Annotated in this window: 29 protein-coding genes and 1 tRNA gene; 22 read left to right on the forward strand and 8 right to left on the reverse strand. The window is 43.0% G+C overall.

The genetic code is table 11. The features are described from left to right. The first annotated feature begins 129 nt into the window (after positions 1-129). The 9 genes from MusilaSJ_RS10050 (at position 130) to MusilaSJ_RS10090 (ending at position 11,028) form a co-directional block, all read left to right on the forward strand. Positions 130-2,799, forward strand: a complete 2,670-nt coding sequence (locus MusilaSJ_RS10050) for an alpha-L-rhamnosidase (protein WP_274989846.1) — start codon at positions 130-132, stop codon at positions 2,797-2,799. 138 nt (positions 2,800-2,937) lie between these two features. Then, a complete protein-coding gene (locus MusilaSJ_RS10055; RefSeq protein WP_274989847.1) occupies positions 2,938-3,582 on the forward strand; it encodes an START domain-containing protein in 645 nt (214 codons plus the stop codon). A gap of 724 nt (positions 3,583-4,306) precedes the next feature. Continuing rightward, positions 4,307-5,044, forward strand: coding sequence for a (Fe-S)-binding protein (locus MusilaSJ_RS10060; RefSeq protein WP_274989848.1), 738 nt, complete (start codon positions 4,307-4,309; stop codon positions 5,042-5,044). Further along, positions 5,044-6,432, forward strand: coding sequence for a lactate utilization protein B (locus MusilaSJ_RS10065; RefSeq protein WP_274989849.1), 1,389 nt, complete (start codon positions 5,044-5,046; stop codon positions 6,430-6,432). The genes MusilaSJ_RS10060 and MusilaSJ_RS10065 overlap by 1 nt, the downstream gene beginning before the upstream one ends. Beyond that, positions 6,429-7,022: a LutC/YkgG family protein gene (locus MusilaSJ_RS10070; RefSeq protein WP_274989850.1), complete on the forward strand. Its 594-nt coding sequence runs from the start codon at positions 6,429-6,431 to the stop codon at positions 7,020-7,022. The genes MusilaSJ_RS10065 and MusilaSJ_RS10070 overlap by 4 nt, the downstream gene beginning before the upstream one ends. Before the next feature lie 513 nt (positions 7,023-7,535). Then, positions 7,536-8,273: an SDR family oxidoreductase gene (locus MusilaSJ_RS10075; RefSeq protein WP_274989851.1), complete on the forward strand. Its 738-nt coding sequence runs from the start codon at positions 7,536-7,538 to the stop codon at positions 8,271-8,273. A gap of 81 nt (positions 8,274-8,354) precedes the next feature. Beyond that, a complete protein-coding gene (locus tag MusilaSJ_RS10080) occupies positions 8,355-9,896 on the forward strand; it encodes a DHA2 family efflux MFS transporter permease subunit (RefSeq protein WP_274989852.1) in 1,542 nt (513 codons plus the stop codon). 27 nt (positions 9,897-9,923) lie between these two features. Continuing rightward, positions 9,924-10,526, forward strand: a complete 603-nt coding sequence (locus tag MusilaSJ_RS10085) for a TetR/AcrR family transcriptional regulator (RefSeq protein ID WP_274989853.1) — start codon at positions 9,924-9,926, stop codon at positions 10,524-10,526. Positions 10,527-10,638: 112 nt separating this feature from the next. Continuing rightward, positions 10,639-11,028, forward strand: coding sequence for a response regulator (locus tag MusilaSJ_RS10090; protein ID WP_274989854.1), 390 nt, complete (start codon positions 10,639-10,641; stop codon positions 11,026-11,028). A 77-nt stretch (positions 11,029-11,105) separates the two neighbouring features. Here MusilaSJ_RS10090 and MusilaSJ_RS10095 read toward each other — a convergent pair whose 3' ends face one another. Next, positions 11,106-11,591 (reverse strand): DUF4268 domain-containing protein, encoded by a 486-nt coding sequence (locus MusilaSJ_RS10095; protein ID WP_342457027.1) that lies wholly within the window; start codon positions 11,589-11,591, stop codon positions 11,106-11,108. Positions 11,592-11,880: 289 nt separating this feature from the next. Here MusilaSJ_RS10095 and MusilaSJ_RS10100 point away from each other — a divergent pair, with 289 nt between their 5' ends. After that, positions 11,881-12,168 (forward strand): DUF3892 domain-containing protein, encoded by a 288-nt coding sequence (locus MusilaSJ_RS10100; protein ID WP_274989855.1) that lies wholly within the window; start codon positions 11,881-11,883, stop codon positions 12,166-12,168. Between the two features lie 57 nt (positions 12,169-12,225). Here the strand turns inward: MusilaSJ_RS10100 and MusilaSJ_RS10105 are convergent, their stop codons facing one another. Beyond that, positions 12,226-12,582 (reverse strand): nuclear transport factor 2 family protein, encoded by a 357-nt coding sequence (locus tag MusilaSJ_RS10105; protein WP_274989856.1) that lies wholly within the window; start codon positions 12,580-12,582, stop codon positions 12,226-12,228. 188 nt (positions 12,583-12,770) lie between these two features. On the opposite strand from MusilaSJ_RS10105, the gene MusilaSJ_RS10110 reads away from it, so the two are divergent. The 4 genes from MusilaSJ_RS10110 to MusilaSJ_RS10125 all read left to right on the forward strand — a co-directional run bounded on the left by MusilaSJ_RS10110 (position 12,771) and on the right by MusilaSJ_RS10125 (position 14,959). Beyond that, positions 12,771-13,262 (forward strand): hypothetical protein, encoded by a 492-nt coding sequence (locus MusilaSJ_RS10110; protein WP_274989857.1) that lies wholly within the window; start codon positions 12,771-12,773, stop codon positions 13,260-13,262. 159 nt (positions 13,263-13,421) lie between these two features. Continuing rightward, positions 13,422-13,766 carry a hypothetical protein gene (locus tag MusilaSJ_RS10115; RefSeq protein ID WP_274989858.1) on the forward strand — a complete coding sequence of 115 codons (345 nt, stop codon included), beginning with the start codon at positions 13,422-13,424 and terminating at the stop codon, positions 13,764-13,766. Between the two features lie 110 nt (positions 13,767-13,876). Further along, complete coding sequence (locus tag MusilaSJ_RS10120; protein WP_274989859.1) at positions 13,877-14,449, forward strand: Crp/Fnr family transcriptional regulator; 573 nt, start codon at positions 13,877-13,879, stop codon at positions 14,447-14,449. 72 nt (positions 14,450-14,521) lie between these two features. After that, positions 14,522-14,959 carry a carboxymuconolactone decarboxylase family protein gene (locus MusilaSJ_RS10125; RefSeq protein WP_274989860.1) on the forward strand — a complete coding sequence of 146 codons (438 nt, stop codon included), beginning with the start codon at positions 14,522-14,524 and terminating at the stop codon, positions 14,957-14,959. A 72-nt stretch (positions 14,960-15,031) separates the two neighbouring features. On the opposite strand, the gene MusilaSJ_RS10130 is transcribed toward MusilaSJ_RS10125, so the two are convergent. Next, positions 15,032-15,322 (reverse strand): YciI family protein, encoded by a 291-nt coding sequence (locus MusilaSJ_RS10130; protein WP_274989861.1) that lies wholly within the window; start codon positions 15,320-15,322, stop codon positions 15,032-15,034. Between the two features lie 95 nt (positions 15,323-15,417). Between MusilaSJ_RS10130 and MusilaSJ_RS10135 the strand changes: the two genes are divergently transcribed. After that, positions 15,418-15,768: a nuclear transport factor 2 family protein gene (locus tag MusilaSJ_RS10135; protein WP_274989862.1), complete on the forward strand. Its 351-nt coding sequence runs from the start codon at positions 15,418-15,420 to the stop codon at positions 15,766-15,768. 60 nt (positions 15,769-15,828) lie between these two features. On the opposite strand, the gene MusilaSJ_RS10140 is transcribed toward MusilaSJ_RS10135, so the two are convergent. Together MusilaSJ_RS10140 and MusilaSJ_RS10145 are read right to left on the reverse strand one after the other, a co-directional pair. After that, complete coding sequence (locus MusilaSJ_RS10140; protein WP_274989863.1) at positions 15,829-17,784, reverse strand: sialate O-acetylesterase; 1,956 nt, start codon at positions 17,782-17,784, stop codon at positions 15,829-15,831. A gap of 71 nt (positions 17,785-17,855) precedes the next feature. Beyond that, positions 17,856-18,218, reverse strand: coding sequence for a cupin domain-containing protein (locus MusilaSJ_RS10145; RefSeq protein ID WP_274989864.1), 363 nt, complete (start codon positions 18,216-18,218; stop codon positions 17,856-17,858). Positions 18,219-18,437: 219 nt separating this feature from the next. On the opposite strand from MusilaSJ_RS10145, the gene MusilaSJ_RS10150 reads away from it, so the two are divergent. After that, complete coding sequence (locus MusilaSJ_RS10150; RefSeq protein ID WP_274989865.1) at positions 18,438-18,971, forward strand: hypothetical protein; 534 nt, start codon at positions 18,438-18,440, stop codon at positions 18,969-18,971. A gap of 119 nt (positions 18,972-19,090) precedes the next feature. On the opposite strand, the gene tamL is transcribed toward MusilaSJ_RS10150, so the two are convergent. Continuing rightward, complete coding sequence (tamL, locus tag MusilaSJ_RS10155) at positions 19,091-21,451, reverse strand: translocation and assembly module lipoprotein TamL (RefSeq protein WP_274989866.1); 2,361 nt, start codon at positions 21,449-21,451, stop codon at positions 19,091-19,093. Here tamL and MusilaSJ_RS10160 point away from each other — a divergent pair. From MusilaSJ_RS10160 to MusilaSJ_RS10170, 3 genes are all read left to right on the forward strand, one after another. Next, positions 21,442-22,191: a TrmH family RNA methyltransferase gene (locus tag MusilaSJ_RS10160; RefSeq protein ID WP_274989867.1), complete on the forward strand. Its 750-nt coding sequence runs from the start codon at positions 21,442-21,444 to the stop codon at positions 22,189-22,191. The genes tamL and MusilaSJ_RS10160 overlap by 10 nt on opposite strands. A 46-nt stretch (positions 22,192-22,237) precedes the next feature. Beyond that, positions 22,238-22,308 (forward strand) — tRNA-Cys (locus MusilaSJ_RS10165). Positions 22,309-22,338: 30 nt separating this feature from the next. Further along, entirely contained in the window at positions 22,339-22,512 is a 174-nt protein-coding gene (locus tag MusilaSJ_RS10170) for a spore protein (protein WP_090527770.1), read from the forward strand. Between the two features lie 247 nt (positions 22,513-22,759). Here MusilaSJ_RS10170 and MusilaSJ_RS10175 read toward each other — a convergent pair whose 3' ends face one another. Beyond that, positions 22,760-23,809 (reverse strand): quinone-dependent dihydroorotate dehydrogenase, encoded by a 1,050-nt coding sequence (locus MusilaSJ_RS10175; RefSeq protein ID WP_274989868.1) that lies wholly within the window; start codon positions 23,807-23,809, stop codon positions 22,760-22,762. A 290-nt stretch (positions 23,810-24,099) separates the two neighbouring features. Here MusilaSJ_RS10175 and MusilaSJ_RS10180 point away from each other — a divergent pair, with 290 nt between their 5' ends. Both MusilaSJ_RS10180 and MusilaSJ_RS10185 read left to right on the forward strand, forming a co-directional pair. Continuing rightward, complete coding sequence (locus MusilaSJ_RS10180) at positions 24,100-24,702, forward strand: DUF998 domain-containing protein (RefSeq protein ID WP_274989869.1); 603 nt, start codon at positions 24,100-24,102, stop codon at positions 24,700-24,702. A 21-nt stretch (positions 24,703-24,723) separates the two neighbouring features. Continuing rightward, positions 24,724-25,086, forward strand: a complete 363-nt coding sequence (locus MusilaSJ_RS10185) for a hypothetical protein (RefSeq protein ID WP_274989870.1) — start codon at positions 24,724-24,726, stop codon at positions 25,084-25,086. Positions 25,087-25,233: 147 nt separating this feature from the next. On the opposite strand, the gene MusilaSJ_RS10190 is transcribed toward MusilaSJ_RS10185, so the two are convergent. Next, a complete protein-coding gene (locus tag MusilaSJ_RS10190; protein ID WP_274989871.1) occupies positions 25,234-25,656 on the reverse strand; it encodes a hypothetical protein in 423 nt (140 codons plus the stop codon). Positions 25,657-25,776: 120 nt separating this feature from the next. Between MusilaSJ_RS10190 and purU the strand changes: the two genes are divergently transcribed. After that, positions 25,777-26,601 (forward strand): formyltetrahydrofolate deformylase, encoded by an 825-nt coding sequence (gene purU, locus MusilaSJ_RS10195; protein WP_274989872.1) that lies wholly within the window; start codon positions 25,777-25,779, stop codon positions 26,599-26,601. Positions 26,602-26,620: the final 19 nt, after the last annotated feature.

Here is a 26,620-nt window from a genome sequence, read left to right on the forward strand (position 1 = left end):
AAATCGACGGTCAAAATCCCGGTTCAGACAGTTCAGGATGCCAATCCCAATCTATCCGGTTAACATTGTTGATTGTGACAACTTATCATAAGCTTTGGCCAATATTGTATAAACCGTTATCTTAACCACATGAAACACCCTTTATGTAAGCCATTGCTTAGCATTGCCTTATCATTTTACTTTTTTTCGGTAACACAAGCCCAAACGCCCGGGGCTGCAGGTCTTAAATCCGAATATCTTGTAAACCCGATAGGGATCGACAATGCCCATCCCCGCTTAAGCTGGTTGATGAATGATAAAGCACAGGGAGCAGCTCAAAGTGCTTACCAGTTATTTGTTGGTACCGATTCGGTTGCTGTTTCGACAAGCAAAGGCAGCTCATGGACTACATCCAAAATTGCTTCATCAAACAATCTTGCTATTTATAGTGGCCAGCAACTAAAACCTTTTACTAAGTATTTCTGGTTGGTTCAGCTTTGGGATCGGACAGGTAAAAAGCTTGCTCCATCAGCTATAAACAGTTTTGAAACCGGCATGATGGGCATGCAAAACTGGAAGGGCTCATGGATAAGCGATAATAAAGGGATAGCAGTAAACCCTGCCCCTTATTTTCGCAATACGTTTAAGGTAATCAAGCAAGTCCGCTCGGCAAGGGCTTATATTGCAGTTGCCGGTTTGTATGAACTTTATATCAACGGTAAAAAGATCGGCAATCACCGTCTCGATCCTATGTATACCCGGTTCGACAGGCGCACGCTTTACGTTTCATATGATGTTACCGCGCAGCTGCAAAGCGGTAAAAACGCAGTGGGCGTGTTGCTGGGCAACGGTTGGTACAATCATCAAAGTACTGCGGTTTGGTTTTTTCACCAGGCGCCATGGCGCGGTCGCCCGGCGTTTTGTATGGATCTGCGCATTACCTATACCGATGGTACGGTTGAAACCGTAAAATCGGGCACCGATTGGAAAACATCGCTTAGTCCTGTCGTTTTCAACAGTATCTATACTGCCGAGCATTACGACGGTCGCTTAGAACAACCGGGGTGGAACACCGCCAATTTTGACGACAAAAAATGGAAACCTGCCATTAACCGCTCAGCTCCATCCATGAACATCGTATCGCAGGCTATGCAGCCCATTCGTGCGGTTGATACCATCTACACCAAAAGCGTTACCAAAATTGACAGCGATGTTTGGGTGTTTGATATGGGCAGAAATATTTCGGGCGTAAGCCAGATCACTGTTAAAGGTGATTCGGGCACGGTGATCCGTCTTAAACATGCCGAAAGATTAAACAAAAACGGACACGTTGATCAATCAAACATCGATCTGCATTACCGCCCTACCGATGATAAAGATCCATTCCAGACCGATATTTTCATTTTGGGAGGCAAAGGCGAGGAAACATTTTCGCCGCGTTTTAACTACAAAGGGTTTCAGTACATCGAGGTGAGCAGCAGCAAGCATATTCAAATCGGCAAAGAAAACATCAAAGCGTTTTTTATGCACAGCGATGTGGAGCCTATTGGTACAGTTAAAGCATCCAATCAAACCATTAACCAAATCTGGACGGCTACCAACAATAGCTACCTCAGCAACCTGTTCGGTTACCCTACCGATTGTCCACAGCGGGAAAAAAACGGTTGGACCGGCGACGCCCATATCGCGAGCGAAACGGGTTTATACAACTTTGACGGCATCACTGTTTACGAAAAATGGCTGGCCGACCATCGCGATGAGCAGCAACCTAACGGCGTATTACCATCCATTATCCCAACGGGCGGCTGGGGCTACGAATGGGGTAATGGCCCCGATTGGACAAGTACCATCGCCATTATCCCTTACAATATTTATTTGTTTTATGGCGATAGCAAACTCCTTGCCGATAACTATACAGCCATTGAAAAATACGTAAACCATATTGACGAGCTTTACCCAACCGGCCTTACCACCTGGGGCCTGGGCGATTGGGTACCGGTAAAATCAGTTTCGCCGGTTGAGCTTACTTCATCGGTTTATTACTATACCGATGCCAGCATCCTGGCCAAAGCAGCCAAAATATTAGGCAAACAGAGCGACTATGTAAAATACTCAGCATTAGCCAACAAAATCAAAAATGCCATTAACGCCAAATATTTAGATACTACCACCGGCATTTATGGCAAAGGCCTGCAAACAGAGCTAAGCGTGCCACTTTACTGGGGAGTAGTTCCCGATAACATGAAAAGCAAAGTTGCCGCCAACCTGGCTAAACGTGTTGAAGCCGATAATTTCCACTTAGATGTGGGAATCCTTGGTGCAAAAGCCATTTTGAGTGCATTGAGTGATAACGGTTATCCTGACGTAGCCTACAAAATAGCATCGCAGGAAACATTCCCATCATGGGGATGGTGGATGGTGAACGGCGCTACCACCCTGTATGAAAACTGGGCTATTGACGCAAAATCCGACATCTCGCTTAACCACATCATGTTTGGTGAAATCGGCGCATGGTTATACAAAGGCATTGCAGGTATTCACCCCGATCCCGAGCATCCCGGCTTTAAAAATGTATTATTGCAACCGCACTTTGTACCGGGTTTAAATGAGTTTACGGCTACGCACAAAGGGCCTTATGGTAACATTGTTTCATCGTGGCAACGCACCGGTAACAGTGTAACTTATAAAGTAACCGTGCCTGCAAACTCAAGTGCAACAATTAGCTTCCCGGCTGGTAAAGTTTATCTTGCGGGCAAAGCAATCAACAACCCTGCGTTGTATAAAATAAATGCGGGCAGCTATGTGTTCGAGGTAAAATAATATCACCGCAAATGCCATAGTATTTTCATATTTTAATATCTGCACATATCAAATGACCATTTACTGACAGGCCGGGGCAACCCAGGCCTGTTTTTGTATATAAATTTGTCACACCTTATTTACAATCACTGATACACCATGCGCAGGATACTTACTATCGTATTTTTATTATTTGTTGCCAAATTTGCCATGGCAGGCCCTGAAGAGCCATGGTCATTAAGCACCGACAAAGAAGGCATCAAGGTTTACACCCGTCATATTGCAAATTCAAAAATCAAAGCCATAAAAGTAGAGTGCACATTTAATGCTTCAGCGGCACAATTGGTGGCTGTACTAATGGATATTAAAACCTGCAGCGAATGGGTTTACCACACCAAATCTGCCACTGTAATTAAGGAAGTGTCTCCTTCAGATATTTATTACTACTCGGAAGTAAACATACCATGGCCGGTTCATAACCGTGATTTTGTGGCACATTTAAAAGTTACGCAAGACCCTAAAACCAAAGTGGTCACCATCGACGCGCCGGTTATCTCAAATATGGTACCCGTAAAGGATGGCATTGTAAGAGTTGAAAACTCGACCGGCCGCTGGGTTATCACTCCTGTCGATAACAATCATGTAAGTATCGTTTATACCCTGCACCTTGATCCCGGAGGCTCGGTACCTGCCTGGTTGATCAACATGTTTGCAGCGCAAGGCCCTACGGAAAGCTTTAAAGGGTTAAAAAAACAATTGCAGAAACCGGCTTATAAGGATGTGAAGCTGGCATATGTGCAATGAACGCCCTGCCCCCTAAAGGGGGAGCGTTTAGCGACGAATTTATAATTGAAAACAAATTTCGCGTTAAGGATTGCAGCGGATACCGGCCAATGTCATTAAGTTAAGAGATTGACAAGCTGCACCAGAGGTGCAAAAGGTTTGTAGAAACCATTTTGAATAGATTTTTGGTGTGCCAGCGGTACACAACTCCGGTGTTCCGTACCTCTGGCACGGTTGTTATCGGTATAATATTTTGCTACAAACCTGTTCCCCCTCTGGGGGATTTTCCTTAACTTAATGACATTGGGATACCGGCCCTGTGGCTAATGCCTGTGTAGTATGAGCGGAAAGCCAGGCCGGAGGCAACGCCCTAAATTCTGAACCGGGATTTTTAGGATTAGAGAGATTTTTAGGATCTTTTGTCTGAACTCGAATTTCTGGGATGAAGGAATTGACAGAAGCTTTTCACGCAACAAATTAGCAGGCAAATTCAATAAATCTTTAATTCTACAAAATTCGAGTTCAGACAAAATCCTGTCTTCCAAAAAATCCCCCAAATCCTGGTTCAGACAATCTGCAAATAAACGTCAGCATTTTGCAAATAAAATTGAAAACTCGTATCACACTTAGCTGTACTTTCGATGTTAGTATATAACCGTTTATTTTGCCGGCAGGATACCAGAGGATAGTTGTGCAAATTATAAACGCTAATATTGCTTTAACCAATAAAGTAAACGTGTAAACGATGAGAGTTGCCTTGTTTGTTCCTTGCTATGTTGACCAGTTTTACCCAAAAGCGGCTATTGCCACACTTGAGTTACTGGAGAAACTTGGCTGTGAGGTCCATTATCCTAAAAATCAAACCTGCTGCGGGCAGCCAATGGCCAATTCGGGCTATGAGCATTTAACCGACGGCTGCAATAATTTATTTGTCGATAATTTTTCGGGATACGATTATATCGTTTGCCCTTCGGGGAGTTGCACCCTTCATATTAAAGAGCATTTACATGCTGATGGGAAGGAAGAGCAAGCAACCGAGATCCGCAAAAAAGTTTATGAGCTTACCGAGTTTTTGGTTGATGTTTTAAAAGTACAACAGCTTTCGGCCAGCTTCCCTTACCGGGTTGGTTTGCACCAAAGCTGCCATGGCCTGCGCGGATTACGCATTGCCCAAATGAGCGAGTTGGTTGCCGAACCATTCAGCAAACCGGCCCGGTTACTGGATCTGGTAAACGGATTGGAACTGGTGCCGTTGAGTAGACAGGATGATTGCTGCGGTTTTGGAGGAACGTTTTGTGTAGTAGAGGAGGCAGTGTCGGCCAAAATGGGGAAAGACCGTGTAGCTGATCATGTATCGCATGGGGCGCAATATATTACCTCGGCCGATCTTTCGTGCCTGATGCACCTTGAAGGTATCCTGCGCCGTCAAAACAGTGATGTTAAAGTAATTCACGTAGCCGAAATTTTAAACAACAGCCTGTAATGAGTACCGCTCCTACCAAAGATCACCCGCATTTAGCTGCCGATTTTAACCGTGACGAGCCTCGTGTGAACTGGCACGACGAAACCCTGTGGTGGGTACGTGCCAAACGGGACATTGCCGCACACAAGCTTCCTGAATGGGAATTGCTGCGTGAAACCGCATCGCAGATAAAATTCAACGTGCTTTCAAACTTGAGCACCTACCTGGAGCAGTTTGAGGCCAATGCTATTAAAAATGGCATCATAGTGCATTGGGCTGCAGATGCAACCGAACATAACCAGATTGTACACAGCCTGCTTGAGCAAAAGGGCATTACTAAAATGGTAAAAAGCAAATCCATGCTTACCGAAGAATGCCATTTAAATGAATACCTGAAAGAACAGGGCATCGACGTAATTGACTCCGACCTTGGCGAACGCATTGTGCAACTGGCCAATGAACCGCCAAGCCATATCGTACTGCCTTGTATCCATAAAAAGAAAGAAGAAATAGGCGATATTTTCCACGAGCATTTAGGTTCAGCCAAAGGCGAATCGGACCCTAAAATATTGACTGAAACTGCCCGCCAGCATTTGCGTGAGGTATTTTTAACCCGTCGCGCGGCACTTACCGGGGTTAATTTCGCAGTGGCCGAAACAGGTGAGTTCGTGATCTGTACCAATGAGGGTAACGCCGATATGGGGGCGCATTTAGCCGAGATCCATATCGCATCCATGGGCATCGAAAAGCTTATTCCAGAAAGGAAACACCTCGGTGTGTTTTTGCGCCTGCTTACCCGCAGTGCTACCGGACAGCCTATTACTACTTATTCAAGCCATTTCAGCAAACCACAGAATGGTACCGAAATTCATATTGTTATTGTTGATAACGGGCGCAGCATTCAGCTGGGGCGTGAGGAGTTCCGCAATTCATTAAAATGTATCCGTTGCGGCGCTTGTATGAACACTTGCCCGGTTTACCGCAAAAGCGGCGGGCACAGCTACCATACAGCTGTTGCTGGGCCAATCGGTTCTATCCTGGCGCCAAACCTCGACATGAAAAAATATGCCGACCTGCCATTTGCCTCTACCCTATGTGGTTCGTGCAGCAACGTGTGCCCGGTTAAGATAGATATTCATGACCAACTGTATAAGTGGCGGCAGGTGATTGTTAAGGAAGGATATTCGCCCAAAGCCAAAACTATGGCCATGAAGGCCATGGCGTTGACGCTGGCATCGCCTACTTTATACCGCATGGGTGGCAAAACCGGGCGACTGGTATTTAAATATGCGCCGTTTGCGGTAAACAATAAATTAAACCCCTGGTACAATCAACGCGAAATGCCAAAAGCACCCGATGAATCGTTTGGTGAATGGTATGCCAAAAGGAAAGGAGCAAAAAACTCATGAGCCGCGAAAAGATCTTAGCTGCTGTAAAATTTAATCAGCCCACCGCTATGCCGCTGCCAGATATGGAAGTGCTGAATACCCTAACCGATGTCAGAACCGATCTGGCGTCAAAATACAAAACCATAGCTACAGCAGGCGGCAGCTTTGTTTATGAGGTTAGTGGCTTTGATGAGATCAAAACCATCATTAATAACGAATTTAAAGCCGGCGTTAAGGTCATATCAGCCCTTAATGAGCTGAGCGATTACATTTACGCCGAAACCGTGAAACACGAAGACGGCCACAACTTTGCCGATGTAGAGCTAACTGTACTTCGTACTAAACTTGGTGTTGCCGAAAACGGGGCCCTCTGGCTTACTGAAAAGGATATGGGTAGCCGGGTGTTGCCATTTATTGCCCAGCATCTGGCGGTAGTGATCGGCAAAGATGATTTTGTGCCTACCATGGCCCAGGCTTACCAGGTAATTGCCGATGCTGATTACGGCTATGGCTCGTTTATCTCCGGCCCTTCAAAAACTGCTGATATTGAGCAATCATTGGTGATTGGTGCACACGGGCCAAGGAGTTTATCGGTGTTTATACTTTCTTAAAGATCTTTTAAAAACAACGTCATTCCTGTTTGAAGCAATCCCCTACTTACAGAGCCGCCCTGTACTGTTTGGGATTGCTTCGTACCTCGCAATGACGCTTTTTCATTTGCATCACCCCCAACTTCCTTATCTCGCGCTCGTTTGTAACCTACCGTGTACCCACATCTTATCAAACCTTTTGATTAAACAAAAATTGTTGTCATTTCGAACGAACCTTGGGTAGGGTTGTGCGCCGGAGGTGAGGAGAAATCTTCTACAAGCAGCCATTCCGGCTTGAAAGGCGTATAAGATTTCTCCTCGCGCCTCGCTTTTCCCCGCGCTTGCTCGTTCGAAATGACATTTTCCTATAATAAAAAGATGTGGGTACACGGTAGGTTACAAACGAGCGCAAGAACCTAAGCCCTATGCTTTCACTCTAAAAATCAATAATTTACAACAATGACAAATGAATGATACAAAAATATACCAATTGGTATATTTTTGTACTGTCAAAACTAAATGACACTCAACAACATGAAAACTTCACAAAATACAGTACTGATAACCGGCGGCAGTGCCGGTATAGGTTTTGAAATTGCAAAACAGCTATCTGCTAAAAATAATCATGTAATTATTATAGGCCGCAACCAGGATCGTTTGGATAAAGCCGCTGCTCAATTACAAAATGTAACCGCAATTAAAGCCGATATATCAAATGCAGAAGATGTGGAAGCATTAACCGCACAAGTGAAAAAAAATTTCCCTCAGCTAAACGTGGTAATCAATAACGCCGGTGCAGCTTCAATCAATGACCTGCTCACTACGCCCAACGTTTTTGAAAACGCGCAAACTGAAATGTTTACCAACTATATTTCAGTAATCCGCCTTAACGAAAAACTGCTTCCGGTTTTGCAACAGCAAAGTGAAGCGGCTATCGTAAATGTATCATCAATAGTTGCCTTTTTGCCAGGTAAACAAACTGCTACCTACTCCGCAACTAAAGCAGCCCTGCACTCATACACAATATCATTACGTGCCGCTTTAGAAGATACCAACATTAAAGTATTTGAGCTGATGCCTCCACTGGTTGATACCGAATTTTCGGCAGAAATTGGCGGACATAACGGAATTCCGGCGTCACAGGTTGCAGATGAATTTGTAGCTGGTTTTGAAACCAACAACTTTGAGATTCGCGTTGGTGGCACCGAACCATTCTACCGCTTGTTCCTGTCAAACCCGGCCGAAGCATTGAAAGCCCTGCATCAGAGATAAATCTCTGATTTAATTTTTTGTCCTAAAAAATACCGATTGGTATTTTTTAGGACAATTTTTAGTTTTTCAATTCATATTTCAATGAAAAAAAGCATCCTTATCATTACCGTTATAGCCGCTGCTATCATGGAACTGATAGACACCTCAATAGTAAATGTTGCCCTCTCGCACATGAGCGGTAATCTTGGCGCTACGCTCGAAGATACTTCCTGGGTTATTACAGCTTATGCCATTGCCAACATCATCGTAATACCGATGACCAGTTTTTTAACCACCAAGCTTGGCCGGCGTAATTATTATATCGGGTCTATCATCGCGTTCACTTTCTTTTCGGCCATGTGCGGGCTCTCGTCAAACATATGGACACTGGTCGCTTTCCGCTTTTTGCAAGGCATCGGCGGCGGCGCTCTGTTATCAGTATCTCAGGCTATTGTATTTGAGGTTTACGGCAAGGAACGTGTGGGCATAGCCAGCGCGCTGTTTGGCGTGGGTGTGTTTTTAGGCCCGACTATTGGCCCTACTCTGGGTGGGTTCATTACCGAAAATTATAGTTGGCCATGGATCTTTTACATCAACATCCCTATCGGTATTGCTGTAACTATATCCAGTTTATTGCTGGTCACCGAACCGGAGATCAAAGCCAAAGTAAAAAGTGTAGACTGGTGGGGCATTCTCCTGCTCGTCATCGGCATAGGCTCCCTCCAAACCGTATTGGAACGCGGCGAAACGGACGACTGGTTTTCGGCAGGTTATATCATCGTGCTTACTATAATAGCTGTCATCAGTCTCAGTACTTTCATTTGGTGGGAGCTCACAACGCCTAACCCTGTTATCGATCTTAGGGTGTTGCGAAGCAAGTCGCTCGCCGTAGCGGCTATACTAACATTCGTAACCGGATTCGGGTTGTTTACGTCGGTATTCCTAACACCTGTACTGGCTCAAAGGGTGCTCCTGTTCCCGCCAACTATTACGGGGCTTATTCTGTTGCCCGGCGCGGTACTGGCCATTGTGGGCTTGTTATTTTCGGCCACATTGTTAAAAAAAGGTGTATCTCCGTTAATCATCATTACCGCGGGGTTCGTTATCTTCATCAGCTTTACCTGGCAAATGTCGCGCATGAACCTGGAGGCAGCGCCTGGTGATCTGGTTGGACCACTAATTTACCGGGCAATGGGTATTGCCTTATTAACCGTTCCGCTTACAGCTTTGGCTGTATCCGGGCTCGAACCTAAAGACATTCCACAGGGAACTGCTTTAAATAACATGATGCGGCAGTTAGGTGGGTCATTTGGCATCGCCGTAATCAATACATACGTAGCCCAACGTTTCGGATTACACCGCAATGACCTTCTATCGAATATTAATATTTTTAACGATCAAACTACCGCGCGGATAGCTAAGCTTACCAATTATTTCGGCAGCCGGGGCTTTTCATCATTTGAAGCACATAAAAAGGCCATTGCGGTTATTGATAATACTATTAACAGGCAATCATCATTGCTTAGTTACCTGGATGCTTACCTGTTTTCGGGCCTGATATTTTTACTGGCTATGCCACTGCTGTTCCTGGTTATTAACCGTAAAAAACAAACCCGGGCTGTTGTTATCATAAATGATCACTAATTAAATACCAATTGGTATATTTGTATTATGGAAAACGAATTGTCAAAAGCCGAGCGCACACGCCAGTTCATTATCGAGCGTACCGCATCTATATTTAATAAAAAGGGCTACGCAGGCACTTCCCTGTCTGACCTTACAGGAGCTACAGGCCTTACCAAGGGCAGTATTTACGGCAACTTTAAAAACAAGGAAGAAGTAGCTGCTGAAGTTTTTGATTACAATTCGGCCAAAGTGCGTAACCAGGTACAGGAGCGGATTCAAAAAGCCAAAACTTACCATGATAAGCTGCTGGTTTATGCACAGGTTTATCATAGCTTTTCGCGGGGCGATTTCCCTGCTGGGGGCTGCCCGATATTAAATACCGCCGTTGATGCAGATGATACCAACCCGCTTTTAAAAGATAAGGCCGCCAAGGCAGTTGTGCGATGGAAAACACGGATAGAAACCCTGATAACCGAAGGCATTGAAACCGGCGAGTTTAAACCGGGCATTGATATAACCGAAGTAGCTTTATCAATGATAGCACTGATTGAAGGTGGTATTATGATTGCTAAAGTAACCGATACACCCGCTAATTTAGATACGGTTTTAAAAAGGGTAAATAAACTGGTAGACGAACTAAAGGGGTAAAATAATATATATTTATAGCTACAGGTTGTTACTTGATTGTTACAATAATTGGATTTAACTTTGAAAACAAAAGAAACGCTCCCCGCGTTATCTTCTTTACCAATTATTAATTATGTCGAAAAAGATATTGATCCTTGATGATAGCGAGGATATTTTGGAAGTGATGAAAGAAGCTCTGGAAATGGAGCACTATGAAGTTGAGGTACTGAACTATACTGATGACATATGCAAGGCGGCTCTATCAGCAAATGCCGACCTTGTGATTTTGGATTACATTTTGTTCGGTATAAACGGTGGTGAACTTTGCCACATGCTAAAAACCAACCCGGCGACGGCGCACATCCCGGTGGTGATGGTATCGGCTTATCCGCGTGTGCTGGAATCCTTAGGCAATTATGGCTCCGACGCTTTTATTGCCAAGCCTTTCAACCTGAGCGATGTTATTGACACGGTTAACCATTGCTTTTTAACGGCCGGCGATGATGTGGCGCACATGGCCTGAGATTTTCTGCTTGAGGATTTTAAACTTACGAAGTTTTGAAAACTTCGTAAGTTTTCCTCTCCGCTCTATTTCATACTTTATCTAAACAAATCAAAACTATACTGCGCTACGCTCCAAAACTCATCAAGCGCAATAATTCGTGGTTTAAAAAAAGAGATAAGCGAAGGCCAATCCTGCTGGTTAAATACGCTTACACCGGGCAGGGTTTTAATAATGCGGCTTACCGTTTTGCCATATTCATCAGTAGTATGCAACTGCCAGTCCCATTCTTCGTTAAGCTGGCCGTTCAGAATATTCTTCAATTCCATAAATTGATCAAACATCAATTGCTGGATATCAGCATCGGGATGACTCATTTCAATAGCAATAAAAGCCGACTTTTTATCAGCCTCCATTTTAAAGTACAGATGCTTGATACCCGTTTTATAATTAACCCAGTTGGTGCGCAGGCCATCGGCCGAAAGCCGGGGCTTGAGGTATTGTCCAAATGCTGTCCAGAAAGCTTGTTTTAGTTGAGTTGCCTGTTCTTTTGAGTACAATTTACCGGGATTGATGAGGGGCAAAAGTAAGGTTTTTAAAATAAACCGTCATCCTGAGTTTGAAACAGGGTGAACGTTGAAGGCGGTATAACAAAGGAAGGGCTGTCAGTCTGAGCCTGTCGAAGACTCGTGCGCAGAGGCCTTGCCCACCATGCTTCGACAGGCTCAGCATGACACCCAATTTTAATCTTTTCGCATGTGACCTTTCGAAAGGCGCACGCTGACACTCCAAGCATAACGCTTTTAATGACTTTCTTCTAACCTTCTTATTACTTATTAAATCCTATCTTTACCCATACCACATTGATATTTTATGGCAAGCTACCAGGTAAACTGTATTGATAAATCCAAAGCATCAGGTACACATGAGCAGATAACCCACATTGGTTATTATGAATCGTTAGACAGACCAAGAGTAGTAATCTCCGTTGCCGAAGCCATAGCCCGCATTGAAGCCAACAGCCAGGCATTTTATGTAAGCACCGAGCGGGGCAAAACCTATCTTACCGTAGTGAAACCTGAAAACGGCGGCAAAAAACATCTCCAATCTCTAACCGACAGGGCGGGTATCGATAACCTGCTAACGTTGGAAGAAGTTTAGATAACAAAGGACAAAACCTTTCTCCTTTAACCTTTTTCCTTTCACCTCAAAAACAATCTATTCCTTTTTATCAACTATGTACGAGGTAACCCTTTTCACCTTGCCATTTTCAAGCTCATAAATATCGGCATAGTACATAGCCATGTCCTTGCCATTTTTGTCTTTGCACCGAACAAGGCCGTCGACAGCCGCAGTGTTGCCGTCCACAATAATATGCTCCTTGGTTGATGAAACCATTTTTACATCTTCCATGCCGCCTAAAAATTGCTCCACTTCATTCTTCCCGTTCATAATAGTTACGGATGAGCCTTTCATAGTCCATTTTACGTCGTCGGCAAAAAAACTTAAGATCTTTTCAACGTCATTGTTATCAAAAGCGTCGATAACCTGCTGTACAATTTCTTTAGTTGCCATGATAGTTTGTTTTTGTTTAATATAAAGTTAGGCAGCATCCCCCGGCGCTGAGAGGGGCAAAAATGACATTATCGGGGCGTTTTACGACCATCGCGATTTAAAAAGTACAACCGTTTAAATTATCCTTCGGCGGCCTACCTTTAAATCATTTCTATTATTTATCTTGCTTCAAAATAGCCAACCTTAACATGATCAACAAACAATCGGTGGTTCAAAACCCCAATACCTTCGTAAAAACAATATCAATCATACACCTTGCTTTAATAGCCGGACAAATCATCTTTGCTGCAGCAGCTTTTATGACAACTAAAAATCACACTACAAGTAAAAGTGATGACGTGTTTATTTACGTTGCGCCGATTATGGCCCTTAGTGGTTTTGCGATAAGCAACATATTATTTAAAACATTGGTGAACAAAATAGACGGCCAAAGTCCGTTGAAGACTAAACTCGCTGCTTATCAATCTGCATTGATCGTGAGGTTTGCTTTATTAGAGGGGCCTTCCCTTTTTGCTATTGTGAGCTTCATGCTAACCGGCAACCTGATTTTTTTGGGCATATCCGGAGCTATCATAGCCTACTTTATTTATCTGCGCCCGACAAAGCAAAAAATTGAAGATGATTTAAATTTAGGGTATGAGGAAAAGGCAGAACTTGATGGCGCAGGTAAAGTTTATTAATGATGTATTAGACAAATGAGATCCAAGTTCAAATTTTGGCCTAAATTCCTTATACTGATGTGCCTGTTTTTGAACTGCCTGATAGTTTTTTTTATTTTCATTAATTTCGATATTTTTTTTGCTCATGGTAAGCCCCTTCATTTCCTAATATTTCCTTATATGATATTTAACTGGACTATCTGTAGTTTGATAGGGTATCAACTAAATCATAAAGCCCATAAAATAGTTATTGATGGTGACACAGTAATCAGGGTTCGCTGGTTTGGATTTGGCTTAAAAAAAGTTTATAAAATAAGCGATATAGAAGGTTTTTTGACCTATTCGATATCTGGCAAGAAAAATGCGAACGAATATCTATACCTGATTGCAGGCGATGAAAAGGTAGCGAAACTATCAACCTATTACCACAAAAACTATCAGGAACTAAAGCTGTCTATAGTTCAGCATCAGATCAAAAATTTGGCGAACGAACATTGGGCGATATGGAAACATCTCACGGCATAATCAATTGGAGCTTTAATATAAATAACATTTATTTTGCCGGAGATATAACTCTAATTGGCGCAATTCAATCTAATTCGAGAGATTTGTGTCGATCAACTCAAGCCTGATATATGTATCCCGAACTCATCAACCACATTAAAAGATACGTCCAGTTATCCGCGGCCGATGAGGCAACCATTTGCAGGCATTTTGAGCCTAAGAACTTTAAAAAGAAGGAATTTATCTTAGAATCCGGCAAACTTTGTGCAGGTAATTATTTTGTAACCAAAGGCCTGTTGAGGCAATACTTTGTTAATAACAAGCTCAATGAGCAGATCATCCAGTTTGGTTTGGAAAACTGGTGGATAGCCGATCAGGACAGCCTGCTTAATCACCAGCCCGCCACAACCTACATCCAAACCATTGAAGCTTCGGAGCTGCTGCTGCTTACCGAAAAAAGCCGCGCGGCGTTGTTTGAAGCTGTGCCGCAAATGGAAAGCTATTTCCGTGTCATGATGCAAAAAGCCTTTGTTGCGTCGCAACGGCGTATAGGATATATTTTTAATCAGAACGATGAGGAGCGTTACCGGCACTTTACCAGCCTTTTCCCGGCCTTTGTGCAGCGGGTACCACAATACATGCTGGCATCATATTTAGGCTTCACCCCACAGTTTTTGAGCCGGCTCAGAGCTAAAAAAATCTGATTTTCTTAAACTCAGTTCATTTTTTGAGGGCATGTTTATCCCCAACTTTGTATTAACAAAAAAGAAAAAAACATGAACCGCTTAAAAATAAACACCGCCGAACCGGCTGGATACAGGGCCATGATCGCCCTTGAAAAATATATTGAAAGTACAGGTTTAACCACCCGTCATAAAGACCTGATCAAGATCCGCGCCTCACAAATTAATGGTTGTGCCTTTTGCGTGGATATGCACACTGCCGATGCCCGCAAAGCCGGCGAAACCGAACGCCGCATTTACAACATCAGCGTTTGGCACGAAGCACCTTTCTTTGATGAGCAGGAACGTGCAATATTAGCCCTTACAGAAGAAGTAACCCTGATCGCCGGCCGCGTATCTGACGAAACCTATAAAAAAGCCGCAGAATTGTTTGACGAAAAATACCTGGCACAAGTGATTATGGCTATCATCACCATCAATGCCTGGAACCGCATTGGTGTAACTACCCAACTTCAGCCACCACTTAATTAATCCTTTTAATTTTGTTGTTTTGATTTTAAGCCGCCTGCGTAGTACCGGGCGGCTTTGTTGTTAAATTAATAACTAATCTGCGCCCCAGGCCATCATCAATGCCACTTCATAAGTGCCTAAAACATTGGCCGGGTCATTGGCGATAATTTCGTGTACCTGAGCTTCGTCATCAACTGTAAGGATGCCAAGGCCATAAACACCTTTCGGGTCGAAAACCGGGCCAAAAATAAGCACCAGGCCTTCTTTCATTTTCCCTTTCAGATATTCGGCATGAGCTTGCATAATAACGCGTTCGTCATCGGTCATATTGTTAGGAAACGTTGGGCGGTTACCGGTCAGCTTTATTACGAAGTGCTTTTTCATCCTAATAAATTTAAGAATTATTTACTGAATGATGTTTAAAGGAATAATTATTGATAGTTATATATAAATCATTGTAACCTTAAATAATTACTCCTATGACAACAGAAGCAGGTGCAACAGTTGGCAGCGCCAATGACGTAGTGCTTTCCTTCATAAAAGCATTAAACGAAGAAGATTTTGCAGAGGCCCGCAATTGTGTGGCAAACGACTTGAAATTTGTAGGCGTACTTGGCCAGCGCGATGGTGCCGATGCCTATTTTACTGATATGCAGCACATGAAGCTGAAATATGATATTAAACGGGTGTTTAGCGATGGCGATGATGTATGCATCTTTTATGATATTGATATGGGCCGCGCTAACATATTCAGCTGCGGATGGTATCATGTGGTTGATAGTAAAATAAACTCTATACGGGTGATATTTGATCCGCGGCCATTGTTATAGGTATTAGCCATATTAAAATCGTCATTGCTTCGATCTTCAGCAATGACGATTCTTTAATAACTATTTTCCCGGCCAATTATCCGTGCGGAAAGGCGATGCCGGTAAACCAGCGCCATTATATAGGGTGATCACCGGGTTATTGGCCCAGGCATACCTTACCGCAACCGGGCTTTTAACATCCGGGCTGCTTACTATAACCTTATTGCCTTTTATAACAGCGGTAGCCCAGTGAAACTTCATATCCTCGCCGGCAACGGCAAAGCCCTGCAATGTTTCGCCACCCCGCGCTTTTAAACCGCCATCGGTATAATTAAAGCTTAGTTCAATTTTATCACCCTCTATTTTCTGCGATTTATACATCGGTCCCGAATATGGCTGCGATTTGTGGTAAGTTTTATCTAAAGCTGCCAAAGCCAGTCTTCGGCCAACTTCCTGTTTATTTTTAGGGTGGATATTATCAGCGTCCCCCAGATCGGCAGCTACGGCCATACCTGTATTGGGAAGCTCAAGCGTTTTTGTTTGTGCCTCCCGTAACTCTGCCCATCCTGATGCTACGGGCTCGGCTTCACGTTTTTGCCAGTTAGCTAACTGTACAAAATAAAATGGGAAATTGCCTTCGTTCCAAATGGTACGCCAGCCATTTATCATCCCCTCAAATAACTCATTATACTGCCCCGGCCTGCCGGTATTAGCTTCGCCCTGGTACCAGATTACGCCACGGATAGCCATAGGTGTAAGCGGATTGATCATCGCATTATACAACACAGCCAACCGGTTCGGGTTATTGGCAACAGGCATGGGTGGCAGGCTTTTTATATTAAAACCTACTTTATAATCCCAGTTACCGGCTAAGGAGATCTTTTCACCCGACGCTGATACCAACTGCATTTCATCGGCGCCATACAGACCGCCGCCACCGCCGCTGTCAAAAACCCGCACAGTAATCACCGACTCCCCGGCCTTTACTTTTGCAGCAGGAATAATGTAATCACGCGACTTTGTGTAACCATCCGTAGCGCCTATCTTTTCACCGTTAAAAAATGTTATTTCATTATCATCTATCTTACCCAAGCTAATCTTCACATCCTGCCCGGCCCAGGCTGCAGGAATGGTAATCTTTTTACGGAACCAAACAACGCCATCGAAATCTCCTAAAGCGCCTTTTTCAAAAAACTGGGGCAGCAGCATGCTCCGCCAGCCGGCAGTATCCAAGTTGAACGCGTTATTATTGGTATACCCCCAATCGGCAGCGGTGGCAAGCTTGTTCCACTCATCCAATTTTTGTGCAAAGGTAGATGGAGTTTCTGTTTTAGCAGATTCCTGCTGCTGTTTGATCTGTGCACTGAAAATCGGGTTATTAGTTAACGTATTTTCATCACTCCAGGCCTCGATCATGGTACCGCCCCAGTTTGAGCTGATGAGGCCGATGGGAATTTTAACCTGTTTATTGATCTCCCTGGCAAAAAAATATGCTACCGACGAAAATTCGCCAATAGTTTGAGGCGAGCATACCATCCAGCCGTTATTAGCCACTTTTATATTGGTTTGCGGGGTAAGGCTTGTTGCCTGCGATACCTGTAACAAACGGATCTCCGGGTAATTTGCGTTGGCTATTTCTTCTTTATAATTATTTACCTGGCCCCAACCGGCCACGGGCATTTCCATGTTCGACTGGCCGGAGCAAATCCACACCTCCCCTATCAATACATTATTTAAAACTACGGGCTCGCTGCCATCGGTTATGCTGACTTTATAAGGGCCACCATATGATGGGGTTTTGACCTTGATTTTCCAGTTACCTGCTGCATCGGCTACGGCCGTATAAGTTTTATTATTCCATGACGAGGTAATGGTTACCGTTTTACCGGCATCGGCCGTGCCCCATATACCAGCCATAGTTTTTTGCTGCAAAACCATGTTATCGCTAAAAACACCAGGTAATACCACTTTGGAAAAAACATTGCTGCTTAGCAATAAGCCGCCGATTACAACAGGTAAATACTTTTTTAAATTCATTAAGTTTTATTTTACAAGCGTTAGGTTATTGATTAAAAGGAATATTACGGCATCAACAATTACCGCGACATTTATTGTTTATCGGGCACAAAATTTACCGGCTTTGCCGGATCAAAGGTAACATACACCCGTTTCCAGGGCTCATCATCCATCAACCGCCATTTGTGCGCAGTCCCTGTAGTATCCTGGGCTATCAGGATTTCGCCGGGCTTAAGTATAAATTTTTCGCCGGGATAAGTTTCAAATTCGAGGATACCGGTAAGGGTTATTACATACTGATTAGTTGGAGCATTATGATAATCATAAAATGCATGCGGCTCCGATTCCTGAAACCTAACCGCAAGGGCTTCGTTAAGTGTCCCTAAATCAACCATCCCTTTTTGTACATGTGAATGACCGTCATCAGCGGTATATAACCTGTAGGCTTTTATCATACGGGCTAAACTAACATTTAAGTGCTAATTCAGCTTAATTATTGTGTAAATATTATAACGCAGCTATACTTAGTATGTAACGTGTTCATATTGATTAGTATTAAAGATTATTTATGCGCCATAAACCTTTAAGTATTTATTTCCTTAACCGATAGCTCATAAAAAACACTATTTTTATTGCAGATAATTACAGCACCGATAAGAGCTTTCTATCAAACCATGAAAAAACTTTTACTTATTTTTTGCATTGTTACAGCCGCACACAGCTTTGCATTTGCCGATAAGACCGCTATTAACAACTTTGTAGTTAAAGAAAACCCCTTTGCGGTTGATGAGGTAGCCGTAGTTGCAACCGATACGGCAGGTGTGATCCAGGAAAATGTAAACGGCGTTTTCACCTTTGTAATGAACGGTTTCACCGAAGAACTTAAGTTTGACAAAGGCACGGCTTTTTATCGCCACAAGCTTGACCGTTCAACCTTCCTGTACGCCAAACACATGAACGATTCCGGCACACATGCCATATTATACTACATTTACAAACATGACAGTAAACTAAGTCCATTCCATATCAGCTGGGTATTACTGATAGCTATCCCTCTGTTACTGGTGTTGCTGGCCTATATGTTTAAGCGGTTCATCATTATTGCCGTGGTTATCTTTTGTATCTTCCTGTATTTCAACTACCACAACGGGTTAAGCATCCCCACCTTTTTTGAAAGCATTATTGACGGGTTGAAGAATATGTTTTAAGCGTTGAGCGGAAAGCCGAAGGCTGAAAGCACAAAGCTTTTAAGGAGAGTTGAAAGCTAAAGTAGTTAAAATCTTTATTTCTTACTGCTTTTAGCTTTCTGCCTTAAGCTTTAAGCTCCTTAAAACGGTAATCCAATACCGAAGTTCAACTGCATAAAGTTGTAATCTTCTCCGTTGGCTGCTTTGTAAGCTTGTTTGAATGAACCTTTACTAAACAATTCGCCGGCATGGTTAATCAGCACCCATTGGTTAGCTCCGCTAAATTGCGGATCTTTAAGTTTAAAGGCGGCATCAAGCCGAAAAACGAAGAAGCTTAGATCGAACCTCAATCCTGTACCAATACCTACGGCCGTTGAACTTAAAAAGTTGTTCAGTTTAAACTGCCCGTTGGGATTATCAGGCTCATCATGCAAACGCCACACATTCCCGGCATCAACAAAAACCGCACCTTTAAGTTTTGCACCAAAAAAGTTATTTGCCAACAGGTACCGGTACTCGGCATTGGTAATAAATTTGATCTCGCCGAATTGATCAAGATATTTCAGGCGGGCACGGGTATTAACATCAGTTCCATAAAATGAAGCACGATTGAATTGCCCCGGGCCTAATGTGCGCGGCAACCAGGCCCTGATATCATTGGCCCCGCCTGCATAAAAATTCTTTTCAAAAATAAGCTGATTGCTATTACCGTAAGGGATACCTATACCCGGGTTGATACGGAAAACAAATTGTTTTTCGCCGCCAAAGTTTCGATAGATGCGCGTATCAAGCTCAACTTTAGTATACTGCGCAAAAGTATATCCAAAAAGCTTATGTTGCCCAAGCGTATCTTTAGGAGCATTGGTGAGATTGCTTACCAGGTTAAGAAAATTTCCGCCAATATCTAAACTGCCCCGGAAATAGGTAAAATTTTCATAACCATTAAGCTTTATGGCATTAACCTGATAAGTGTATTGACTGCCGGATGTAAAAACGGTACGCCCGATAAGGTAAACATATGAATATCTATTTTGCTTAAGCAGAGAATCTCTTGCAGCCGGATCAATTATACCTCTCGAAAACTCAATGTTAATGGGCGTAATGGTATGTGTTTTATAAGGCGTATCAAAAAAGTCGTAAGTAATGGAATTGATAAAACTTTCGCGCTTAACCAGATCTTTCTGGTAAAACAATGAATAGTTTGATGAAAACGTAGTGTGCGGAACCGCAAATTTACCAAGAAACGGAAATTTGAACGGAAGCAAAAGTCGCGGATAGACAAGCTGTGCTCCTACCCTAAACTCCTGGTTTTGGATACTGCTGTGATCGTTACCTACATCGTTACCATTATCAAAAAGGATACTCCAGTTAACTTTCAGCTGCAATATAGCGGCCTGTTTAAATAAATTCCTGTCGGTAAAAGTATTACCCACGTTATAACCAAAACGACCTCCGCTAAAAAGCACCTCACCCTCTACACGGTCACTCATCCGTTTAAGCGGCACGATATCAATCCGGGTATTAAGCCTGTTAGAGCTATCCTTCAGTTTTTCGTAAACGGGGTTGGGCACATTTCTGAAAACATTTAATTCGGATAAGCGAGTGGTGGTGCGTGTTTGCTTATCAATGTCGTATATTTCGCCTTTTTTCTGAAAAACGTAATCGGTTACTACCCTTGGTTTAAACCTTTTTGAGTAGTCAACAAACCTGAATTGTGAATCAACTTGTATCGTATCAACTTTACCCGGCGTACGCCCCTGGCTGTTTGATATCGTAATTAATGTATTGTTGATAGTATAAACCGGGTGCTGTGTTTTCCCCGCCGGGTTGTCAATGATCATTTTTACATCAACCACACTGCTGTTAAAGGTAGAATCATAGGTAAAATTGATGTACTGCCTGTAAAAGTCGTAATAGCCATTATGCTTCATCAGCAAATAGAGCTGGTCGCGGTCGTAAGCTAAACTATCGGTATCAAACCTGCCGCCCGGCTGTATGTGTGATATCCTGTTGCGGTTACCATTATACAATGCTTTAATATTATTATCGGCAATACTATCAGTAAATTTGCGGATGCGGAACATAGGGCCTTCATCAGCAGTAAAAATCAACTCAGCCTTTTGCTTTTTTATCACTACACTGTCGGTGACCTTTGCTTTCAGATAACCACGACTGCGGATATATTTTTCCATCTGTACACGAGAGTACTCGATCAGGTTACTATCAACAACAACAGGGGCTTCGCCTATATTTTTTTTACCTTTATTGCTAAAAGTATAGTACAACTGCAAATTGAGCCAGTTATTGGGCTGTTGCTCCTTATCCACATAATTTATAGCAGTCTCCGCAAATTGCTCGTCAATACCTTTTATAGTAATTTTGCGTACCAGCGCCTGGTCTTTACGAATGCCACGGGTAATGCTGCAGCCCGAACCGATAATAACCAGCAAAATACTTAATATTGTAAGGCGGTAAACAGCAGGCTTAGTATATGCTTTCAAAATCACAGATCAGTTTATTAAAATCCTTACAACATAAAAAATTCCGTAAAGAGCATGGTTTGTTTTTGGTTGAAGGTTACAAATCAGTTGTTGAATTTGTAAACGCTGCATACCAGGTTGATGCTATATACCATACATCCGAAATTGCTTCAAAAATGATGAATTTATCCCGAAAAATAAATTTTCAGGAAATTTCATTGACCGATCTGGAAAAGATCAGCAGTTTGAAAACCCCGCAGGAGGTAATTGGTTTGATTAAAATACCAAAATGGCCCCGATTAAATTATAACTTACTGAAAAACAAGTTCTCGCTGGTGCTTGATGGGGTACAGGACCCCGGCAATATGGGCACCATTATCCGCACGGCCGACTGGTTTGGCATTACCGATATTATTTGCTCAGATGATACCGTTGATGTTTATAACCCCAAAGTAGTGCAGGCTACCATGGGCTCATTAGCACGGGTAAATGTGCATTACGGCGATTTAACGACCATCCTCCCCGAAATAAAGCTTCCTTTGTTTGGCGCTATGCTCGATGGCGAAAATATCTACAGCACTAATTTCGGCCATGAGGGTTTACTGGCTATGGGCAACGAGGGAAATGGGTTACGCCCTGAAATACAGCAGTTAATAAATAAAAAAGTAACTATACCCCGGATAGGTTATGCCGAATCATTGAATGTAGCTATAGCTACGGCCATATTATGTTCAGAAATAAAAAGAAATTCGTTCAAATAAATTTGTCCGCTAAAAATAATTACTATCTTTGCAGTCCTTAAAAAAGGGTCGGATGGCCGAGTGGCTAGGCAGAGGTCTGCAAAACCTTTTACAGCGGTTCGAATCCGCTTCCGACCTCAGGTTTAAAAAAATTAAAAATAAAAGACAATGGGCGTTACTCGTTTAAAAAGAAAAGACAGGAGAAATAAAACTTTTTCACGTTTAGAAGTACAGTTCTTGAAACTGGCTACTAACCTTGAATACGGAAGCCGTTCTGCTGAATCAAAACACAGCCAGATAGCTAAAAACAATGCAGCTTTAGATATCGCATTAGGCAAATAATTCTCTCCTTCTTCGGAAGAAAAAAATTTAAAGTCCTGCCGGTCTCCGGCGGGACTTTTTTACTTAGGCATGATTTTGAACCATGATTTTCGGGATTTGAGGATGGGCTTGATATCTTCTTCTAAAGCCTACGCCCTTACGAGTTCAGACAAAAATATCGTTCATTAAAAGGCGTTAACGTTTCCTTGAGGACACGGAAACGGGGTATTCGGTATTAAAATGTATCTTTCAGGGCAATCCTTAAATCCTAAAAATCATGTTTCAGAATTTTTTTATTGATCCTGCCGATCAAGCCCGGCCCTTCATAAATAAAACCGGTGTACAATTGTACCAATGAAGCACCCGCGTTTAGTTTCTCAATGGCATCCTCCGCAGAGTGAATCCCTCCTACTCCAATAATGGGGAACGACCCGTTAGATTTTTTACGCAGATAAGCAATAACTTCTGTTGAGCGTTGGGTAAGTGGTTTACCACTCAAACCGCCGGTTTCTTCCTTTAATTTTGGTGGGGATAAAAGGTTTTCCCGGCTGATGGTGGTATTGGTGGCAATTACCCCGGCTATGCCTGTTTGCTGCACGATGTCAACAATATCATCCAGTTGGGAATCAGTTAAATCAGGCGCTATTTTTAGCAGGATAGGTCTGCTGATACCGTTTTTACTATTGCATTGCTGTAATGTATTCAGAATTTCCATCAGAGGGCCTTTTTCCTGCAGGGCGCGCAAGCCCGGGGTATTGGGTGAGCTTACGTTCACTACAAAATAATCAACTACATCAAACAGGCGGTCAAAGCATTTAATGTAGTCGCTCACAGCATCCTCATTAGGGGTAACCTTGTTTTTACCAATATTGCCGCCAATAATCAGTTGTTTATTGATATTTTTAGGATCGCGCCTGAACGCAGCGATTCGTTCGGCAGCTATGTCTACACCAAAATTATTGAACCCCATGCGGTTAATGAGCGCACTATCTGCCGGCAGGCGAAACATGCGTGGTTTTTCGTTACCAGGTTGCGGCAGCGGTGTAACAGTACCAATCTCAACAAAACCAAAACCAAGGTTGGCCATTTCGCCCATCAGTTCCGCGTTTTTATCAAAACCCGCGGCCAGGCCAACCGGGTTCCTGAACTTCAGACCAAAAACTTCGCGTTCAAGCTTTGGATCTTTTACATCCCACATCGCTTTACTTAACGATGCACCACCCGGAAAACGATTAAAGCGTTTCAGGTTGCGGGTAACAAAGTAATGCACATTTTCCGGATCGAACTTAAACAGGATGGGTTTTATCAACTGATACATGCCGCAAAGTTAGCACATTTTTGTGATGGTGAATAAATGTACGGGTATAACCGGCATCTGTTTCATCTCTGTGATATTACGCTGTGTTGCCTCCTCCCTGCCTCACAAGGGCGAAGTGCATCTAAATCAAATTCAGGTTTCGTCAATCCATTTTTAAACTAACACATTCGGCGAAGCCATTAAACAGTTTTGAAAAATAAAATAAAAAATATAGTACTATGTATTGTATAGTACCATGTTTAATATTAACTTTGTTTTAATCGAACTAAAACAATCTGAATATTATTAAAATGGATACTAAACCGCTACTCTATACAGGCATCATTATTCCCATTATATTTTGGCTTTCAACCATTATTTGTGGGTTTGTGCATGGTAATTACAATCATTTCAGCAACACTATCAGTGAGCTGGGCGCTATCGGCACAAAATCTGAAACGTTGATGGAAACATTTACGCTGCTTAATACAGTGGTCAGTGTGTTTTTTATGGCGGGCCTGTTTATTGCGTGCAGCCAGTTGCAGCTTAATATCCTGCCCGTGTTTGGGGTGATAGGTTTCCCTATCATGTTTGGCTGGGCGGCTATATTTCATGCAGGTAACCCACTGCATTCGGCATCCGGGCCGGTGTTTTTGACGCTTTATATCGGTGCGCTGCTATCTGCTATTTTATGGCGGGGAGAGGAGTTTAGGCAGATCAGGAAACTTTCGCTATTAAGCCTGGGTATTATGCTGCTCATCTTTATCCGCTTCATTCCTTCAGCTACCATTCAAAACAATTATACCGGGCTTATTCAAAGATTGGCCCACCTGGGTTGGTCGGTTTGGTTTATATCGCTCGGCTCCTGCTTTATAAAACTGCTCAACGCCAAAGAGCAGCATCAATTAAAATAATCAACATTAAAAAACAACAACATGAAAAAATTATTAGGTTATGTATTGGTTATCATTGGTTTGATAGCTTTGTTAGATGCCTGCCACATAGGTGGAAGACACACAGTAATTTCTGAAAATGGTAATGGCAGAGAAAGACGGATTGAATACTGGGGCCACGTGTATTTTACTGCTGATAGCACGGGCATCAGCAGGATCTCGCCAAATGGGAAAGTAAAATACAAAAATAATGACTTTGAAATCAGTGCCGAAAGCGATTACAACGGGCGTATTACCTATCAGTTTAATGACGGCGAAAAGAAAAAGGAACTTGATAATAACGAGAAGATTTCATTAGCGAGTGCCGTACGGGATATGATGAAGATAGGGCATTACGCTAAGTAACTATTATATAGGGTAAGCGTAGTTTATAGTTTACTCACCCACCGGTGTCTCCTCTGCGTTGCAAAGAGGGCAAAAACCTTCTCCTCTCTTTATGCTTATTTAGAGAGGAGGTAACCAGCATAGCGATGCCGGGGTGAGTAACGGCCACTATTTCATCCGTACATATACCTCATTATACCCATCGGCTATATAAATTTCATTCAGGTAAAGCGTATCGTGCCTGATGAGGTATGAAACCGGACGCGTATCAAGGGTAGGTGCGGAGATCAATAATATGTCTGCCTTTTCTGTTGGGCTGTACTGGTAGTTTGGAGTAGTACGAAAATTGCCGCTGATCTGCAGCACGTTGTTTTGGAACCTTTTGAAACTGCTATCAGCATAAAATTCATTTCGAATATTGTAGCCGCTGCTTTGTGGCGTAACGGTAAAGCCGCCAATACCGCCAACTGATTTTACCCAACGCCATTTGCCAACTATACTGCTGCTGCCAGGGCCCGGAAGGTTACCTTTATTGCAGGCGGTTATACTACATAATAAAATTACGGATGCTGCTAACAGGATAATTTTCATAATTGTTGGTTTATAAGATACCTTACGGTACAGCACATGGCTTTGCTACAATAGGTTGTAAAATAATTTAAAGGGAAATGCCTGTTGTATATTCAGCAAAATTCTTTGTATCATTAAACCATGATTATTGTAATACAGTGTAAAGACAAAGTGGGCCTTGTAGCGGCCATATCTGCAACATTAGCCAAACACCTGCTCAATATAGTTTCCATGCGCGAGCATGTTGATCATAACGAAAATGTTTTTTTTACACGTCTGGAAGTTGAAAAAGGCGATGATGCCGGCCTTGAAGATTCATTACGTAAGATATTGCCCGAAGGGTCCTACATTTCAGTAAATCCTGAGCCTGTAAAGAAAGTGGTTGTACTGGCTACCAAAGAGTATCATTGCCTGAGCGATATCCTGGTGCGCAACCACTTTAATACCCTGGGTGCAAGTGTGCAATGCGTTATCGGCAATCACGCCAAGCTGCAAAACATATGCGAGCGATTTGACATTCCTTTTTATCATATCAGTCATGAACAGGTAAGCAAGGCCGAATTTGAACAGCAGGTGATCGGTACCATTAAACAATACACCCCTGATTACGTGATATTGGCCAAATTTATGCGGATCCTGTCGCCCCAATTTGTGGCTGAATTTCCGATGAAGATCATTAATATCCATCACTCGTTTTTACCCGCGTTTATAGGTGCCAATCCCTATAAGCAGGCGTTTGAGCGGGGTGTGAAACTCATAGGGGCAACAGCGCACTACGTATCAAATGAATTGGACGAAGGGCCGATCATCGCCCAGCAAATTGTTCCGGTAAATCACTCATATAGCTGGACAGACATGGTAAAAGCCGGCCAGGAAGTGGAAACTGCCGTATTAGCCAAAGCGTTGAAGCTTGTTTTTGAAGACCGGGTATTTGTGTATAAGAACAAAACGGTAGTGTTTGAGTAAACACACAGCCGATGTTTCG

The sequence above is a fragment of the Mucilaginibacter sp. SJ genome (assembly GCF_028993635.1).
Classification (GTDB): Bacteria; Bacteroidota; Bacteroidia; order Sphingobacteriales; family Sphingobacteriaceae; genus Mucilaginibacter.

Bases quoted from the DNA above. Each gene is read 5' to 3' on its own strand.
- MusilaSJ_RS10175 (WP_274989868.1), bottom strand. From the start codon at position 23,809: ATGTATCAGTTGATAAAACCCATCCTGTTTAAGTTCGATCCGGAAAAT.
- MusilaSJ_RS10140 (WP_274989863.1), bottom strand. From the start codon at position 17,784: ATGAATTTAAAAAAGTATTTACCTGTTGTAATCGGCGGCTTATTGCTA.
- MusilaSJ_RS10190 (WP_274989871.1), bottom strand. From the start codon at position 25,656: ATGAAAATTATCCTGTTAGCAGCATCCGTAATTTTATTATGTAGTATA.
- MusilaSJ_RS10125 (WP_274989860.1), top strand. From the start codon at position 14,522: ATGAACCGCTTAAAAATAAACACCGCCGAACCGGCTGGATACAGGGCC.
- MusilaSJ_RS10085 (WP_274989853.1), top strand. From the start codon at position 9,924: ATGGAAAACGAATTGTCAAAAGCCGAGCGCACACGCCAGTTCATTATC.
- MusilaSJ_RS10115 (WP_274989858.1), top strand. From the start codon at position 13,422: ATGATATTTAACTGGACTATCTGTAGTTTGATAGGGTATCAACTAAAT.
- MusilaSJ_RS10090 (WP_274989854.1), top strand. From the start codon at position 10,639: ATGTCGAAAAAGATATTGATCCTTGATGATAGCGAGGATATTTTGGAA.
- purU (WP_274989872.1), top strand. From the start codon at position 25,777: ATGATTATTGTAATACAGTGTAAAGACAAAGTGGGCCTTGTAGCGGCC.
- MusilaSJ_RS10070 (WP_274989850.1), top strand. From the start codon at position 6,429: ATGAGCCGCGAAAAGATCTTAGCTGCTGTAAAATTTAATCAGCCCACC.
- MusilaSJ_RS10135 (WP_274989862.1), top strand. From the start codon at position 15,418: ATGACAACAGAAGCAGGTGCAACAGTTGGCAGCGCCAATGACGTAGTG.
- MusilaSJ_RS10120 (WP_274989859.1), top strand. From the start codon at position 13,877: ATGTATCCCGAACTCATCAACCACATTAAAAGATACGTCCAGTTATCC.
- MusilaSJ_RS10180 (WP_274989869.1), top strand. From the start codon at position 24,100: ATGGATACTAAACCGCTACTCTATACAGGCATCATTATTCCCATTATA.
- MusilaSJ_RS10150 (WP_274989865.1), top strand. From the start codon at position 18,438: ATGAAAAAACTTTTACTTATTTTTTGCATTGTTACAGCCGCACACAGC.
- MusilaSJ_RS10110 (WP_274989857.1), top strand. From the start codon at position 12,771: ATGATCAACAAACAATCGGTGGTTCAAAACCCCAATACCTTCGTAAAA.
- MusilaSJ_RS10075 (WP_274989851.1), top strand. From the start codon at position 7,536: ATGAAAACTTCACAAAATACAGTACTGATAACCGGCGGCAGTGCCGGT.
- MusilaSJ_RS10170 (WP_090527770.1), top strand. From the start codon at position 22,339: ATGGGCGTTACTCGTTTAAAAAGAAAAGACAGGAGAAATAAAACTTTT.
- MusilaSJ_RS10055 (WP_274989847.1), top strand. From the start codon at position 2,938: ATGCGCAGGATACTTACTATCGTATTTTTATTATTTGTTGCCAAATTT.
- MusilaSJ_RS10080 (WP_274989852.1), top strand. From the start codon at position 8,355: ATGAAAAAAAGCATCCTTATCATTACCGTTATAGCCGCTGCTATCATG.
- MusilaSJ_RS10100 (WP_274989855.1), top strand. From the start codon at position 11,881: ATGGCAAGCTACCAGGTAAACTGTATTGATAAATCCAAAGCATCAGGT.
- MusilaSJ_RS10065 (WP_274989849.1), top strand. From the start codon at position 5,044: ATGAGTACCGCTCCTACCAAAGATCACCCGCATTTAGCTGCCGATTTT.
- MusilaSJ_RS10145 (WP_274989864.1), bottom strand. From the start codon at position 18,218: ATGATAAAAGCCTACAGGTTATATACCGCTGATGACGGTCATTCACAT.
- MusilaSJ_RS10050 (WP_274989846.1), top strand. From the start codon at position 130: ATGAAACACCCTTTATGTAAGCCATTGCTTAGCATTGCCTTATCATTT.
- MusilaSJ_RS10105 (WP_274989856.1), bottom strand. From the start codon at position 12,582: ATGGCAACTAAAGAAATTGTACAGCAGGTTATCGACGCTTTTGATAAC.
- MusilaSJ_RS10185 (WP_274989870.1), top strand. From the start codon at position 24,724: ATGAAAAAATTATTAGGTTATGTATTGGTTATCATTGGTTTGATAGCT.
- MusilaSJ_RS10130 (WP_274989861.1), bottom strand. From the start codon at position 15,322: ATGAAAAAGCACTTCGTAATAAAGCTGACCGGTAACCGCCCAACGTTT.
- MusilaSJ_RS10160 (WP_274989867.1), top strand. From the start codon at position 21,442: ATGCTTTCAAAATCACAGATCAGTTTATTAAAATCCTTACAACATAAA.
- MusilaSJ_RS10060 (WP_274989848.1), top strand. From the start codon at position 4,307: ATGAGAGTTGCCTTGTTTGTTCCTTGCTATGTTGACCAGTTTTACCCA.